Source organism: Chitinivorax sp. B, assembly GCF_005503445.1.
Lineage (GTDB): Bacteria > Pseudomonadota > Gammaproteobacteria > Burkholderiales > SCOH01 > Chitinivorax.
In genome coordinates this window covers 88,006-105,357 of sequence record NZ_SCOH01000017.1, presented here as the reverse complement: position 1 = coordinate 105,357, position 17,352 = coordinate 88,006, and the positions used below count along the sequence as shown (strand labels likewise).

Genomic DNA, 17,352 nt, shown 5'->3' with positions numbered 1-17,352 from the left:
CACCGGCAGCAGGATGCTGCGGGTGACGCAGAAGGCCACGAACTGCTCGGCCTGGACGCCTTGTTGCAGCAGGTAGTGCGCCAGCCGGTTCGATTGTGCCTCCAGCTCGGCATAGCTGAGCTGCTGGTCTGCATCCACCACCGCCGGCAGGTCGGGATACTGGGCTGCCAGTCGCCCAAACCGCGCCGGCAGCAGTTCTGTCACCTCGACAATCGCTGCATCGCCGGCAAATCGGCTCAGTTGCTGCCACTGGCGTGTTGATAGCAGCGGTAATGTATCGATTGTCGACAATTCATTGTCACACATGGCCGCCAGCAAACATTGCCAGTGTTCAAGGTATGACACGATCGTGGCCTGCTCGAAAAGCGACGTTGCATATTCGAGCTCCCCAACGATGACCCCATCGCCCTCCCCTAAATTGAGGGAGAGATCGAACTGCGCAGTCGTCAAAGGCGCCTTGAGCAGGGTCGCCATCAGCCCTGGCAGTTGAGGCTGACTGGCTGGGGTGTTTTGCCACGAGAACATCACCTGGAACAGTGGCGTATGGGACAAGTTACGTGGTGGGTTCAACAACTCGACCACTTGATCGAAAGGTAGGTCCTGATGTGCCTGTGCATCCAGCACCTGTGTCGTCGCCCTGGCCAGCAACTCGGCAACAGTAGGTGAACCACTGGTATCGACTCTCAGCGCCAACGTGTTGGCGAACAGGCCGATCAATGGCTCCAGTTCGGCCCGGTGACGATTGGCAACCGGACTGCCAATGACAACATCCGCCTGCCCGGACAGTCGAGCCAACAATATCGCCCAGCCGGTCAGTAGCGTTGTATATAAGGTGGTCTGGTGACGTTTCGACAGTGCTTTCAGGCGCGTGGTCAATGCCCGATCAAGTGTCAGCTCGACCGCTGCCCCCTCATATACCTGTATATCGGGACGACGACGATCCGTCGGCAGCTCCAACAATCCGGGCGCACCTTGCAATGTTTGTTGCCAATAAGTCGCCTGCTGATACAGCACCTCCCCTTGCAGCCAGTGCCGTTGCCAAACGGCATAGTCAGCGTACTGCACGGCCAATGCCGGCAATACATTGATATCATGATGGCAATGTCTGGCATACAACCGGCTCAATTCATCAATGAACACCCCCATCGACCATCCGTCGGAGACGATGTGATGCATGGTCACCAGCAATACATGATCATCGTCAGCCAACCGCAGTAACTGGCCACGGACCAATGGACCAGCCTCAAGATCGAAAGCAGTCTCGGCTTCCAGTGCAGCGATGCGCTGGAACTCGGCTGTTTGTTCGGGGTGTCCTTGCAGATCGCCATGCAGCAATCTGAAGCCACTGTGTTCAGCGAGAATATCCTGGACCGGTTGGCCATCAACCAAGGTGAAACGGGTGCGTAACGACTCGTGACGTGCCACCAACTCATCCAGCGCGAGTTGCAAGGCAGCACAATCCAGTTGGCCTTGAAGGCGCAAGCCACCTGCCATCAGATAAGCCCGACCCGCCCCTTCTAACTGGTCAAGAAACCATAAACGTTGCTGTGCAAACGATAGCGGCAATACACCATCACGCGAGGTACGTGGAACAGGGGATTGGACGACAGCCGGCACGGCTGACAGGTTCGCAGCAAAATCGGCCAGACTGGCACTGCTGAACAGGCTTTTCAAGGTCACATCCAGGGCAAGGACTTGTCTCAACCGTGATACAGCCTGCACAGCCAACAATGAGTGCCCACCCAGCATGAAAAAACTGTCGTGACGGCCAATGCGCTCTTGCTGCAACAACGAGGCCCAAACCGCTGCAATCTGTTGCTCCCGCTCCCCAAGCGGCGCCTCATACTGCAGCTGACTGCCCATATCTTGGCTCGGCACAGGTAGTGCCTTGCGATCAAGCTTGCCATTCGGTGTCATTGGCCAGCTGTCCAATTGCATGTAGCTACTGGGCAACATATAGGCTGGTAACCGCTTGGCCAGATGTTGATGTAGCGACATCCCCCCCGGCTCATCCATCCCTGGCCGCAGTCGATAATAGGCAGCAAGCTGTGGGCCAGCCATGCCTTCCCACGCAATCACAACCGCATCCTGCAGTGCCGGATGGGCAGCCAGCTGCACCTCGATCTCCCCCAACTCAATGCGGAAGCCACGCAACTTCACCTGATGGTCATTTCGCCCCAGGAACTCAATCGAGCCATCCGCACGCCACCGCCCCAAATCACCGGTGCGATACAGCCGCGCATCAGCATCATGACTGAAAGGATCAGCGATGAAACGGGCAGCGGTCAGGTCAGGTTGGTTCAGATAGCCACGTGCCACACCATCACCACCAATCAGCAATTCCCCCACAGCCCCGATCGGCACCGGCTGCCCGGCACTATCGACGATATGAATGCTGGTATTGGCAAGCGGGCGGCCAATGGTCACGTGGGCAACGTCAATCAGCGACGCCGCGCTCACCTGATGTGCAGTCGACCAAATCGTGGTTTCCGTCGGCCCATAGACATTCCATACCGCACCGGCAACAGCCAGCAAACGCGTGGCCAAATGAGCGGACAAAGCCTCCCCACCACACAGCAATGTCAGCTTGGGGTCACCAGTCCAGCCATTGTCCAGCAGCATGCTCCAGGTGGCTGGCGTCGCTTGCACCAGCTTCGCCCCTGTATCGGTAATCAACCGCGCCAACGCCGCAGGATCACTACTGGTTTCATGATCCGCGACCACAACCGCTGCGCCGCTGATCAATGGCAGAAACAACTCCAGCCCGGCGATATCGAAGGAGATCGTCGTCAGCGCAACCATCCGTTGGTTGGCATCCATGTTCAACAGACGCTGCATCGCAGATAACAGATTGGCCACGCTGCGATGCTCGATCATGACCCCTTTCGGCTTACCCGTTGAGCCGGAGGTAAAAATGACGTAGGCAAGATGACGGGAATCGACCTTGCACGACACCATCGGCAACCCATCGTCAGCGTGCTGTACAACTGCAAGGTCATTGGCGTCCAATACCTGTATCGGCACGCCTGTTCCAGCAAAATGATCCTCAAAGGCAGCCTGGGTCAGGATCAACGTCGGCTTCGCATCCTCCAGCATATTGACCAATCGCTCGGCCGGATGGTGTGGGTCCAGCGGTACATAGGCACCACCAGATTTCAGCACCGCCAACAAACCCACCAGCAGATCGACTCCGCGAGCCAGGCAGACTGCCACCAACCTGTCTGGTCCCACGCCCTGCTGGATAAGCGCATGTGCAAGGCGAGTCGCGCGCTGATCAAGCTCCCGATAGCTCACCGATGTGCCGGCATGCAATACTGCTATCGCATCAGGCGTCTTCCGCACCTGCTGTTCGAACAGTTCGTGCAGACAATACTGCCCTGGGTACACTGCCGTATTGGCATTCCAGGCTTGCAAGCATTGCGCCATTTCTGCCGAAACCAGATTCAGCGAACCCAGTGAGCGCACTGGATCTGCCACTGTCTCGGCAAGCAGCTGCAAGTAGACACTGGCCAATGTAGCGACTGAATCGGCATCGAAATATTGCTGGTGATAATCGATCTGAATCTGCACACCCTGATCCGCACCATAATCGCAGACCGTCAGGGTCAATGGTGTCTGTTCATGACCATTCGGCAGGAAATGCGTATCGGCATCAAGCCCCAATATCGAAAAATCAAAATCAAGTTTCTGGTAGTTGAAATTGACATCGAACAGGAATGGCCTTGATATCATCTGCTCGCCCAAATCCCGATGAAGACGACTGAGCGGATAATCAATGTGGCGATAGCTTCGACGCAGAGTACGCGCGATATCGGCTGCAATCGACACCACAGATTGTTCTGGCTCGGCCCGAACCAGCAATGGGCCAACCTGCATCGCCATGTTCACCGCTTGCTTTTGCTGTGCATTACGCCGGTTGTGGACTGGAATACCAAACAACGTGTCGTGGCGGCCTTCGATTCGGGCAAAATATGCATGGAGCAACGCCAGAAACAATGAGAATTCGGTCACCCCACTGGTTGCACACACTCGTCGCAACCCAACCACCAGCTCGGGCGACAGCGGTGCCACGATACGCGCACTGCAACGTGCCCCATCGGACATCTGCACCCCACTCCGACGTGAGCACAACAACGCAGGCAGCGAGCCCAGCTCCTGCTGCCAGAAACGCGCGGATTGCGCCAGCGACATGTCAGTCGCCGCACGCTCCTCCCGTATCGATTGGCCAGCAGCCCGAATCTCAGCAGGTGATGAACCCATATAATGGCCGAACACGCATTTCAGCCAATTGGTAAACCCCCAGCCATCTATGATGATGTGATGGGCAACGGTGTAATACCAATAACGATCAGGTGCCAGCCTGATCAAGCCAGCTCGATAAAGCGGCCCTTCCTCCAGTGAAAAAGCTTGGGTAAAACAAATTTGCAACCATTGCCTTGCAGCAACGTCCGCTTCCAACTGATCACTCATGTCAATCAATTGAAACGCCACGTGCTTATTTTCCAGTGGCAATTGCTGAACGGAATCACCACCAGCAAGGTCAATCCGAACATGCAGCTGACAATTCTCTAGAATACTGCTGCCAAACGCAGCAGCCATTTTCTCAAAGTCAATTTCCTGGCGGATTTCAACGTATCCACCTATGTTATACATGGGCGAATCAGGAAACCGCATTTGATGGAAAAGAATCTCTTGCTGCGCTACCGAGAGGGAATATTTATGCGTAGGAGTCGTGTTCATTTAAAGGCAATTAAATCCGTTTGATCATTCGCCATTGCCTCATGAAACAACCACCTTTGGAACAGGCCATCTCACACAGGTAGCAACAGCACTGAAATCCACATCAAGCACTTGAGCTAAATGGAGTTTTATATGAATCAATAAGCCATAATCACAATGTTAGCACCAGAATATTTCACAAATTCTCTTGCGATCACCATCAACATCCAGTGGAAATCACAAATTCTCATATTTCAAATATACTTATTTACGAAACTGATTAAATATCTCCAAAAATGAGCGCCTGAAAATAGAAAGCCATGAGCATTGAATTTCATCAGATGAAGTACTGCTACAGCCTAGCTTTCCGTGAGCACTGACTGAACCAATGCCCGATATCCGGCAAAAAGGAAGCTTGAAAGAATGCTATCACGCAGTTTCGAACACAACAAAATCCGAATTAAGTAATGTAATAACCACAACAAATACAACCCTATTAACGCAGGCAAATCCTGACGTCATTTTACCATTTACATCAACAGCTTAATAATTTCCAGAATGAAAGTAAGGTTATTTTTTAATGAAAAACCACATGAAAATAAAATCAAACCACTTTAAAAATCCGATAAGACCTACCACTTACAACAAGATCTACTACGAATCAGTAAGGCGACCAGCTCACTTACAATTAGTTCAATAGGTCATTGAAAACCGCTCAACCATTCAAGCAAAATTCTATTTGTCATGATGACAGTCAAGATAACGTGGCCACGTTTCGACAGGTAACCCAACAATAAGTGAGTTTGAATGATAGGAAAGATGAAGTAGCGCACAATCTAGGTACACATACTTAGCGCCGCTAACAAAACCCAGCGAAGTGATTCTGGTTAGGTGTGCAAACGAAGGCAGTACTTGAGTACGACAAGTTTGCACAGCAACACCAGAAGGGTTTTATTAGCGGCTCTTAATGGGAACCGAATCCAGAAGACACCTTGCACGGGCTGGACTATCGATTGAGAAATTGTGCAGGCAGCGTGGTAACTTAATGATGCCTCACGTTACATTAGACTTACCAAGTTGAATCAGCATCAAACCGTCAGGTGGAAATCTGATAAAGGTGGGTAAAGGAAATTTCAGAATTAAACAGGTGGTTGCTTGAGGAATCAACCAAGCTCACTGCAGCATCTGGCTGTATACATCACGTCTGTAGAGGCAGCGCCTTTTGATGTACCGATCAGATGTCCCAGCCGGACAACTTTTCTGTAGGCCATTCCTGCAAAGTTGGCTCCATAGCTATGGTATGGTGCAGGTACTGGTACATCATCCGCCAGCACGCTACAAACAATGTGGCGCAGAATGGCCACAGCATTGGCTTAGGTTGAAATGTGTTACAACAAACAGCCTGCCGCACCCCCTGACTGTTTGACGACGACAACAGAGCAAGTAAAAACCGGTCATTTCGATCCTGCCAACACAGTATCGAATGACCGGTATCACCTACTTCCATCTAGCTGAAAACGCGTAGGTTGCATGCCTGGTCAACGTGAAGATTTCTCCTCTGCTTGTCTCATCAATCGATAGATTGCTGGAATCACCAGCATCGATAGCAATGGCGCAGTCACCATGCCACCCACCATGGGTGCGGCGATGCGACTCATCACTTCAGACCCAGTGCCACTCCCCCACAGAATTGGCAACAGGCCGCCCAAAATGACGGCTACCGTCATGGCCTTGGGTCGAACCCGCAATACCGCCCCGTCACGGATAGCTTCATCAAGGATATCTACCGTCAACTGCAGACCTTTGTCTTCACGCTCTGCGACAGCCTGTTTCAGGTACAACAACATCACCACGCCAAACTCGGCAGAGACACCCGCCAGGGCGATGAAACCAACACCCGTGGCAACCGATAGGTTGTAACTTTGCAGGTAGAGAAACCAGATACCCCCAACCAGCGCGAAGGGTAATGTTGCCATGATCAGTATCGCCTCATCGAAGCGCCGGAACGTCAGGTAGAGCAACACAAAGATAATCAACAACGTGGCAGGCACCACCAGTTTGAGCCGGGCATTGGCCCGCTCCAGAAACTCAAACTGACCTGAATAGGCAATACTGACTCCCGGTACCAGCTTCACCTGTTCGGTCACGGCGCGGCGTAAGTCCATCACAGTTGAGGACAGGTCACGACCACGGACATCCACATACACCCAGCCGGAAGGTCGAGCATTTTCGCTCTTCAGCATGGGCGGGCCTTCCGTTACCCGGATCTGGGCCACGGTCCCCAAGGTAATTTGTGCCCCCATTTCGGTGAGGATGGGCAACTGCCGCAATCGTTCGAGCGAATCACGGATTTCGCGTGGGTAACGTACATTGATCGGATAACGTGCCAGCCCTGATACGGTTTCGCCAATGTTTTCGCCGCCAATGCTGGACGCCACGATCGATTGCACGTCGGCAATGTTCAGCCCATAACGCGCGGCGGCCAGGCGATCAATGTCGATATCGAGATAGCGCCCCCCGGTCAATCGTTCCGCCAAGGCAGAGCTGACGCCAGGGACGGTCTTGGCGACCCGTTCCACCTCACGGCTGACGTGGTCGATCTCAGTAAGATTGGTACCACTGACCTTGACCCCGATCGGACTCTTGATACCGGTGGCCAACATATCGATCCGGTTGCGAATGGGCGGTACCCAGATATTCGACAAGCCAGGTACCTTAACCACACGATCCAACTCGTCGACCAGCTTCTCAGGAGTCATGCCGGGTCGCCACTGCTCACGCGGCTTGAACTGGATGGTAGTTTCGAACATCTCCATCGGTGCAGGATCGGTAGCTGTTTCGGCACGGCCGGCCTTGCCGAACACACTGGCCACCTCTGGGATAGTTTTGATCAACCGGTCGGTCTGCTGCAACAACTCACCCGCCTTGGCCGTAGACAAGCCTGGTAAGGCCGATGGCATATACAGCAGGTCACCTTCATTCAGGGGTGGCATGAATTCGCCGCCCAACTGGCTAATTGGCCAAGCGGTCGTCACAAGCGCCAACATGGCGATGGTGACGGTTGCTTTGGGTCGACGGAGTACCCAATCCAGTACCGGTCGATACAGGCGAATCAGTACGCGGTTGAGTGGATTGCGTTGCTCATCGGGAATGTGGCCGCGAATCCAGTAACCCATCAGCACCGGGATCAAGGTTACGGCTAAACCAGCTGCCGCCGCCATGGCGTAGGTTTTGGTAAATGCCAATGGCCCGAATAGTCGCCCCTCCTGGGCCTCTAGCGTAAAGACCGGGATAAAGCTGAGGGTGATGATCATCAACGAAAAGAACAGCGCTGGTCCCACCTCAACGGCCGCTTCGGTCATCACATGCCAGTGAGCCTCCCCCGTCAATGCCTGATCCGGGTGTTGATGCTTCCAGGCTTCCACGTGCTTGTGGGCATTCTCGATCATCACCACTGCCGCATCGACCATGGCGCCGACGGCAATGGCTATGCCACCCAACGACATGATGTTGGCGTTCACCCCCTGATAGCGCATCACCACAAAGGCCGCCATGATACCCAGTGGTAGTGAGATGATGGCCACCAGTGCTGAACGCAGGTGCCACAGAAACACGGCACACACCACGGCAACAACGATGAATTCCTCAATCAATTTATGGGTCAGGTTATCGATGGCACGATCGATCAGTTGACTACGGTCATAGGTGGTGACGATTTCAATACCGGGTGGCAAGCTCTTCTTCAGTTCCAGAAGTTTTGCCTTGACCGCGGCGATGGTCTCGCGTGCGTTTTTGCCGCTTCGCAGGATCACCACGCCACCCACCGTTTCACCCTGCCCATTCAACTCAGCAATGCCCCGGCGCATCTCCGGTCCAAGTTGCACCGTGGCCACATCGCCCAGCGTCACCGACACACCGGCCTGATTGACCCCAAGCGGAATCGCACGAAAGTCATCCAGTGTCTTCAGATAACCGGATGCGCGTACCATGTACTCCGTCTCAGCCAATTCCAGCACGGCACCGCCAGTCTCCTGATTGGCACGGCGAATCGCCTCGATCACCTTGCCTTGCGGAATGCGATAGGCAACCAGCTTCAGCGGATCCAGCACAACTTGATACTGACGCACCATGCCGCCAACCGTGGCCACCTCGGAGACATTGAGCAGGCTCTTCAATTCAAACTTCAAAAACCAGTCTTGCAAGCTGCGCAACTGGCTTAGGTCATGCTGGCCACTGCGATCAACCAAGGCGTATTCGTAAATCCAGCCAACACCGGTGGCATCTGGGCCGAGTGATGCCTTGGCCGTACTGGGCAGCCGTCCTTGTACCTGATTCAGGTATTCCAAAACACGCGAACGAGCCCAATACAAATCCGTCCCATCGTCGAACAACACATAGACGAAGCTATCACCAAAAAAGGAAAAGCCACGCACGATCTTGGCGCCAGGTACCGACAGCATGGTGGTAGCCAGCGGATAGGTAACCTGGTTCTCCACCAACTGCGGCGCCTGGCCGGGATAGCTGGTGCGAATGATGACCTGTACGTCAGAAAGGTCAGGTAGCGCATCGACTGGCGCGGTTTTGACGGCCCATACACCGCAAGCCGCTACGAATAAGGTTGCCAGCAATACCAGGAAGCGGTTGGCGACCGACCAGCGGATCAGTTTTTCGATCATGGCTGCGCTCCCGGTTGGCTGAATTGCTGAATGACAAAGCGATCATCCTGTGCTGTGAAATCGAACTTGACCCGATCACCAACCTTGAGCCCCTGTGCCAGGCCAGGCTTGACCAGCTTGAACGGCATGGTCATGGCCCCCCAGCCTACGGATGGAATCGCTTCATGGGACAACGTGATTTCCTTGTCCGACAAGGCCTCGATCCGGCCGATACCATGGTGACGTGGCTGATCGACTGGCACTGACCTACTCTCATCGTCCGCCTTGCTCAGACGAGCCATGACACCACTCAAGCTCGCTTCCGAATCGATCAAGAATTGGCCTGAAGCCACCACTTGCTGTCCTTCCTGCAAGCCTTGCAGCACCTCGGTCTTGCCACCGATTTCGCGTCCCAACTCAACCTCAACCGGTTGGAAACGGCCACCATCCAATGCGGTCATCACCACATTGCGCAAACCGGTACGGATCACCGCTTCCGAGGGCACCAGCAACGTCGCTTGGCCAGCGCCCGCAGCCAAGCGTAACTGGGCATACATACCTGGCTTGAAACGTGTCTTTGGGTTGGCCAATTCGACCCGCACTCGCAGTGTACGGTTATCAATATTGACTTCCGGCAAGATTGCAATGACCTTGCCTTGCACCCTTTCGCCAGGGTAGGCCGTCAATTGCACGTCTGCGACCTGACCCACCTGAAGCTGACCCGCCAGTATCTCCGGTACAGCAGCTTCTACCCAAACCGAAGACAACCCGTTGACTTTGGCCAGGGTCATCCCGGCATTCAGTGTCATGCCCGCCCGTACTTCCAGCGTTTGAATCACCCCGTCAATCGGTGTGCTCAGGGTAGTGACCGCATGAACCTGTCCGGAACGTTCAACTTGCGCGATCAGACCAGCGGGCATCCCTGTCAAGCGCAGCCGCTGACGGGCTGCCTCCACCAAGGCCTTGTCGCCATAGCGTGCCAACGCCAGGAACTCAGTTTGTGCAGCAGTCCATTCGGGTATCAGCACATCAGCCAACGGGGCGCCAGCCACGACCACATCACCCGGAGCCCGCCCATACACGCGTTCGACAAAGCCGTTACTACGCGCTTGCACCATGGCCACATCCCGGTCATTGAAGGCCACGCTGGCTGCCACATCGATCGACGGTGCCAGCTGGGTACGCTCCACTTTGGCCAGCCGTATACCCAGGTTCTGCATGATTCGGGCATCTACCTTGACGGTGGCAGCCTCGCCGCCTTCGTCGGCATATTTCGGCACCAATTGCATATCCATGAACGGGGATTTACCCGGTTTGTCGAAATGCTGGTTTGGCACCATTGGGTCATACCAGTAACGTACTGGGCGATCTTGCCCTTGTGTTGCTGTTTCGGTCGGCGACTTGCCTCCCCCCACCCTATCTCTGGCTTGGCTTTGGGCCAACCAGTAACCAGTACCGCCCGCGGCACAGATCACAGTCATCAGTAGGGCTATCTGTATGAGCTTGTTGTTCATGGTGCGCCCTCCCCATAGCTGAAATAGAGTTTGCTGGCCACCAGCTGCTGTTGCAGTATCAGCTCAATCACCTTCATCCGCTGTTCAGTCAACTCGCGCCGCGCCGTCAGCACATTGCTCAGCTCGGCCTTGCCAGCCCGATAGCTGGCGAGTTGCAGGTCGACCTTTTGCTGGGCCAATGGTAAAAAGGTCTGTTGGGCTCGCACCAATTGACGATTCACGCTGGCATAGTCAGCCAGATCATTGTCCAGGTCGGTACGATGACTGCGTAGCATGGCTTCCCGCTCGCCATCCAGTTGGGTGACTTGCTGAGCTTTGGCTGCAATGCGCGGATCCTGACGTGTCTTACTGAACAGAGGTAAGTCAAAGCTGACCTGCAACGAGATCATGTCCCCGAACTGCGGGCCCCGCCGCTGATAAGCGAATTCCACACCCCAATCGGACTGTTTGGTGGCGCGCGTTTCACGTACTTCTGCCAAGGCTTTTTGGCGAGCCGGCTCGAACACCTGCAAATCGGGGTGAGCATGCAACTGTTGCCGAAAATGCAAGGGGTCGATAGGCAGCACGGGTGGAGTGCCCGCTAACGACTCATCAGCCGCAGTACCGAGCCAGCGGCGGAGTTCGGCCGTTGCCTTGGCGACATCGCGCTGCAACAGCTCCGCTTGATCCGCCAGTTGTGCGGCCTCTAGTTGGGGCGCCACTGCATCGGCGATCCCGCCGCGACCCGCTGCAATTTGCGTATGGACCGCCTCAGTCAACAAGGTGTTCTCTTGCCGTAATTCGGTAAACAGGGCCTGACGTTGTTCAAGGTAGTACCGCGTCAGCCACGCCCGTGCCGTGGCAATGCGTACCTTTTGCTGCTCAACTCGGCTTTCGGCCAGAGTCAGCGCAACATCGGCAGTTGCCATGGCGGCGCGTGCCCGGCGTTTGTCCGCATTGGGGACTTCTTGCATCACCCCAATTTTCTGCATGGTCATGAAATCGCGATTCAACCGCCATGCATCGGCACCGGAGATGGGAAGATTGTCGATACCCACGATCAGCTTGGGATCAGGTAAGGCATCCGCACTGATCACTTGTGACTGCATCGCCCGAATGCGGGCGTATCGGGCTGCCAATGCCGGCGATTGTTGTTCAGCCAATCCAAGGGCAGCCTGGAAGGTCAATGGCTCGGCGTGTGCGAGCCCAGCCAATCCGCAAAGAATTGGCCATATAGAACGGGAAAACATGGATGACTCCGATCGTTACCCATGCGTGCGACAAGCACGCATGACAGAACCCTTCGCCTGGGCGAAGAATCAGTGGTTTGATACGATCAGAGAGAACGCGGAGGACGCCAACAACCGGCCAGATCAGCCGACGATAAAGGATGAGAGAGGGTTTGAACCAACGGGGTCGAACCAAGAACGGGCGAGCCAGTCATCAGCTCAATGGCTTGGGTGGCACTACCTGCTTTGCAATCCTGTCCAACCTTACAAGGATGGCCAGTTTTTTGCGCAGTAGCCAGATCGTTGCAACAACTTGCCTGGCCGGCATCCAACTGCACTGGTGCACCCATCGATAACATCGGACATGCATCTGTCACCGCGCGTGCATCTGCCCTGCCGGCAAACGGCAGACTAATAGTCAAAACGACCAGCAGAAAAAAGCGAACAATCGTGTACATGTCAGTGTGCGTGATGGATAGAGGGATTCCAAGCTGGATGGTGACAAAACCCAGCATGTTTTTTGCTTAGCGCCGCTAACAAAACCCTTCTGGTGTTGTTGTGCAAACTCGTCGTACGCTCGTACCGCCTTTGTTTGCACGCCTAACCAGAACCACTTCGCTGGGCTTTGTTATCGGTTCTTAGTCGCGAAAGTGACAAACTGCTTACATCGACCCTGTACGATTTCAGGCATCCCAAGCACCGTAAATCGACAAAGGACACCCGCCAAGCCACCCTTCCATGGGCTTATCATGTCACCACACACAGTCCTGCTCAACAACAAATAACCGGGGAACGTCCATATACTTTGTGTATATAACGACTTCGCCGAGTAAGCAACCTACCCCCATCAGCTATTGACAGTAGTTGGGAAGGTCAGTATCACCCGCAAGCCTGGTTGCGCATCCTCCAGGGTCAATTCCCCCCCATGTGATTCCACAATCGCTCGAACGAGGCTTAGCCCGAGCCCGCTACCAGAGATACTACGACTGTCATCCAAGCGTACAAAGGGCTGCAATACGCGTTCACGCTCTGCCTCCGGAATGCCGGGGCCGTGATCCCGCACGCTGATGGTATGGTGTGCGACACTAACCTCAATCCCTTCTTCACCATATGTCAGGGCATTTTCAATCAAATTGGCAACAGCTTGAAATACCAATTCGCGATCGATCGCCGTCACGCCCGCAACACCTTGTAACTGCAATATCCTACCCTGTGCTTCAGCCATGGGTTCGTAGAGCGATACCGCATCACTGACCAGCTCTGCCAGATCGGTTTCTTCAACTTGTAGGGTATAGGCACCAGCCTCCAGGCGACCCAAGCGTAATACTGCCTGAAATACCCGCAGGATATGATCAATATTATTTTGCAGTGCTTCGATCCGATCACGCATGGGGGTGTCCCCGGCCTCGTCTGCCAACAGTTCCAGCTCATTACGCAGTCGACTGATTGGATGACGCAGATCATGCGCAATGGCGCTGGATGTAGTACGAGCATGAAGCATCAGGCTTTCGACCTGATCCAGCATGCGATTGAGCTGGCGTACCAAACGTTCGATCTCGTCCTCGCTACGCGACTCTGGAATACGCTCATTCATGTGACCATGCCGAATCCGCTCGGCTGTGGCACTGATCCGTCCCAATCGTTGGCGTAACCCACTGGTAAAAGCCCAGCCGCTGATCAGCGATACCAGCAACACAGCCGTCACCAGCAAAGCATAATTTTCCCAAAGGTGGCGGCCTACATGTTCAAACAAAGCGCGCCTACCAACCAACAGGCGTTGATCCGCATAAAGCAGAAACACCACGGCAACAACCGTATCACCCGTAATTGGATCGACAAACTGCAATGAGCTTTCGTCCTGGGCTTGTACAGTATCTGGCCACGCAACCAGGTTACCGGCCAACTTCTTGCCTTTGGCATCAGTCAGCAAATAGACAGCTACCGTTTCATTGGGCGACTCACCGACATTGGCTTTGGCACGCGCGGTTACCACCTCAATCAGTGCCTTGTGTCCTTGCTGTTGGTAGATGGTTTCCAATGCCGTGATTTCTTCACGCAAAGCAGCCTGGAACTCAGCAATCATGGCATTGCGCGTTTCACGATAGCTGACACTGGCAAACAAGGTAACGCCCAGCAACAGGCAAGTCGGCAGCAGAATCACAAAACGTGTGAATGGATTGATGCGCATGGTGAGGGCAATGAAAATGAAACCCCGTGGGCAGGCGGGGCAAGCTGATCAGCTAACGCCAGCAGCCAGTCGATAACCGGCACCCCGTACAGTATGCAACAAGGCAGGTTGACCTGGGTGATCAATCTTGGCGCGCAGTTTGCTGACATGAACATCGATGACATTGGTGCCGGGGTCGAAATGGTAATCCCAGACAGATTCCAACAACATGGTGCGGGTCACAACCTGCCCCGCATGGCGCATCAGATACTCCAGCAGCTGATATTCGCGTTGCTGCAGTTCGATGGTGCGACTACCCCGTTTGACCACTCGAGATAAGCGGTTCAATTCCAGGTCAGCTACCCGCAGCATGTGATTGTCAGGTTCGCCGGTTGGCGATTGGCGACGGGTAATCGCATCCAACCTGGCCAAGAGTTCGATAGTAGAGAATGGTTTGACCAGATAGTCGTCACTGCCGGCTCGCAGCCCTTCCACACGATCATCCAGCTCGCCCAATGCGGACAAGATGAGCACTGGCACCGCAATACCCGATGCACGCAGGGTACGCAATACAGTCAGGCCATCCACCTTGGGAAGCATGCGGTCGAGAATGATCGCATCGTAAGGTTCGGTAGTGGCCAGGAACAAGCCTTCCTTGCCGTCTCGTGCACAATCTGCCGCATGACCCGCTTCGCGCAGGGCTTTCAGGACAAATTCCGCCGTATCGGCTTGATCTTCGACCAGCAAGAGCCGCATGACTTACTTTGGCCCCTTCTGTGTAGGTGTCGGTTTGGTCTCCGGCACGGATTCGACAACCGACAAAGTCGCCACGTAACCCTTTTTCGGGACTGGGCGCTTCTTGTTGTCCGGCACTTCTGGAAATGCCAACTCACGGATCAGGCATTCCTGATCATCAATCTGAACTCGATCACGACCCACCTTGATATGACGACGATCTGCCGTGACCACGATATTGCGCGCACGATTCAGGGATGGACATGAAGGTGCAACAGACAGCCGCCAGACCTCTTCCTTGCCAGTCCACAATAGCAGATGCTCACCGTCGATTGGGCGCCAGCCATACAGCTGTGCCGCCCGGATCTGGGTGCGCTGCCCCCCTTCATCGGGCGGCGGAGGTTGATCAGCCCAAACCAGGCCGCAACAGCTCATCATCAGAAGAATCAGATGTTTTTTTACGTTCATGTACAACCATCTCTTGAACCACAATCGGGCGGCAAAGCGCCAGATCATTGTCTGCGCGCTGCCATGGGAGATTGTTCCAGCAGAGTATTGTTTTATGCAATAGCTAATGCTGCAATGGCCGTCAATACATTGGGCTCACAGCCAACGAGAAAACGGATGAAAAAATGGGTGCTGGCTTCCCAGACACCCAAGCAAATATCGGACCTCGCTCTTGACTCCGACAAACTGAAACCGTAATCGCACCAAGGCGACTAACGGTTAAATTCACAGCTGTGCGGCCCGCTCCTCGGTGTCGCACAGCGTCAACTCGGTCGCCCATGAAAGAGTTGATGGTTGGCAGTATGCCGGTGGTCGCATTGCCGGAGGGTCAACGCAACATTAACTAATCTTAACCACATCAATCTTGACAATTGCCTTTTGCCAGCCCTGCCCAAACAACACACCCCCCGTTTGGCGGAGCCGCTTACTTTTACAGCAAAGTCCATATGTATAGCTCGGCGCGGAAGTTTAGACTTGGCAAACAATCCCTTTCGTTTCTGGCACGACAATTGCGGGTTACCCATTTACGTCTCTCAAACCAAAGGATCAATAGTGAAAACATTATGGGTTGTAAGTGGCCTGTTACTTTTAGCAAGTAGTCAAATCCATGCCATGCCAAGCACAACCAATCCTTGGCAACTACGATTTCAAACAACAAACACATTCAGCCCATCCATTAATTTGACTGACCTTGATCCAAATGATGGCACCATTCCGTGGGCTCAAATAAGCAAGGTACAGATCCGCGCCACCCTGTTTGATAATGGCACAGTATTCAGTGCCAATCTTTCAAACCCAGCTACCCAGCATTTCGATTTCAACAAGTCAATTGACAATGTGGATTTCACAGCAAAATGGAACGGGACCGCACTTGATCTTGGAATCATCAGTAAATCGGGCTCCATGTACACGACCCCACGTCAACTTTCACTGTCTGTTGAGGTTTACGTGGATTTGGATTTCTCCGCCAGAACAATGATCACCGCCTCAAACGCATTTTACCTGGAAGCCAGTGGCGACCCCGACTGCGACCAAGGCGGGAATATGTGGGGCCTGTATGGTATTGGCGATAGTGCGTCGGATTTCTACTGCTGGGAAGGACCGCAGCAACGCTATGTCCAGGGCGGGTCATATTCCTGGTCTGAAGACCAAAACAGCGGCATGCGACTGGGTTACGCTGCCCAAGTGCATATGACATTACCCCAGCGCCCAGTCAATGTACCCGTGCCTGCGACAGACATCTTGACACTACTTGGGCTCGGCTTGTTACAAACATCGAGAATACGTCGCTAATACTTCGCACACAGGCAAACATGCTGCGTCGGATGCACATGAAGATTCATCAAGCATCCGGCCAGATGCTTTCCAGCCAAGATACCCGACATCCCGTTCTTACAGAGACGTCCACCATATATGATTTTTCAGGCAACTCACTTGATTGAGATTATCGACCCAACCCCACAAGAAAGACCTCACAAACCGCACATAAACTATTGAGATAAAACAATAACAATACAATGATTTTAAATTAAATTTAAACAATAAAATCAGTATAATTAACAATTATTAATTATTTACATTATCTGCATATTCTGATAAATTTGCATTTCGCGTTTCGGCATGGTGCCATCTGTCAGTGCCCGTTTTTCGGGCCTACTCATGTTCACCTAAGCTATCTTTCCGGTACTTGCTACGTGCTTCGCCACGTACATCGCGCCCGGCTCGTGTCGTTACTTCCTGCATAACCTTTGGGCGCCTCGATGGCCTGCCTGCCAAGCGATACCGTCTGGCAGTGTGACCCGCCCTGTTTCTTCTTTGTTTATGGTGAGGCGTCCTTTCCAATGAAA

At 53.9% G+C, this 17,352-nt stretch carries 9 protein-coding genes; 1 reads left to right on the top strand and 8 read right to left on the bottom strand.

Annotated elements, in window-relative coordinates; translation table 11 throughout:
* The 8 genes from FFS57_RS12400 to FFS57_RS12365 form a co-directional block, all read right to left on the bottom strand.
* The coding region (locus FFS57_RS12400; RefSeq protein ID WP_137938110.1) for a non-ribosomal peptide synthetase at positions 1 to 4,740 on the bottom strand (4,740 nt) is incomplete at its 3' end.
* A 1,517-nt stretch (positions 4,741 to 6,257) separates the two neighbouring features.
* Positions 6,258 to 9,395 (bottom strand): efflux RND transporter permease subunit, encoded by a 3,138-nt coding sequence (locus tag FFS57_RS12395; RefSeq protein ID WP_137938109.1) that lies wholly within the window; start codon positions 9,393 to 9,395, stop codon positions 6,258 to 6,260.
* Entirely contained in the window at positions 9,392 to 10,888 is a 1,497-nt protein-coding gene (locus tag FFS57_RS12390; RefSeq protein ID WP_137938108.1) for an efflux RND transporter periplasmic adaptor subunit, read from the bottom strand. The genes FFS57_RS12395 and FFS57_RS12390 overlap by 4 nt, the downstream gene beginning before the upstream one ends.
* Positions 10,885 to 12,117, bottom strand: coding sequence for a TolC family protein (locus FFS57_RS12385; protein WP_137938107.1), 1,233 nt, complete (start codon positions 12,115 to 12,117; stop codon positions 10,885 to 10,887). Before FFS57_RS12385 ends, FFS57_RS12390 begins: the two co-directional genes overlap by 4 nt.
* Before the next feature lie 86 nt (positions 12,118 to 12,203).
* Entirely contained in the window at positions 12,204 to 12,611 is a 408-nt protein-coding gene (locus tag FFS57_RS12380) for a hypothetical protein (protein ID WP_137938106.1), read from the bottom strand.
* A gap of 332 nt (positions 12,612 to 12,943) precedes the next feature.
* Positions 12,944 to 14,284, bottom strand: coding sequence for a HAMP domain-containing sensor histidine kinase (locus FFS57_RS12375; RefSeq protein ID WP_137938105.1), 1,341 nt, complete (start codon positions 14,282 to 14,284; stop codon positions 12,944 to 12,946).
* Between the two features lie 48 nt (positions 14,285 to 14,332).
* Positions 14,333 to 15,019 carry a response regulator transcription factor gene (locus tag FFS57_RS12370; protein WP_137938104.1) on the bottom strand — a complete coding sequence of 229 codons (687 nt, stop codon included), beginning with the start codon at positions 15,017 to 15,019 and terminating at the stop codon, positions 14,333 to 14,335.
* Positions 15,020 to 15,022: 3 nt separating this feature from the next.
* A complete protein-coding gene (locus tag FFS57_RS12365; protein WP_137938103.1) occupies positions 15,023 to 15,466 on the bottom strand; it encodes a DUF6491 family protein in 444 nt (147 codons plus the stop codon).
* A 591-nt stretch (positions 15,467 to 16,057) separates the two neighbouring features.
* On the opposite strand from FFS57_RS12365, the gene FFS57_RS12360 reads away from it, so the two are divergent.
* Positions 16,058 to 16,798, top strand: a complete 741-nt coding sequence (locus tag FFS57_RS12360; RefSeq protein WP_137938102.1) for a hypothetical protein — start codon at positions 16,058 to 16,060, stop codon at positions 16,796 to 16,798.
* The last annotated feature ends 554 nt before the right edge of the window (positions 16,799 to 17,352 follow it).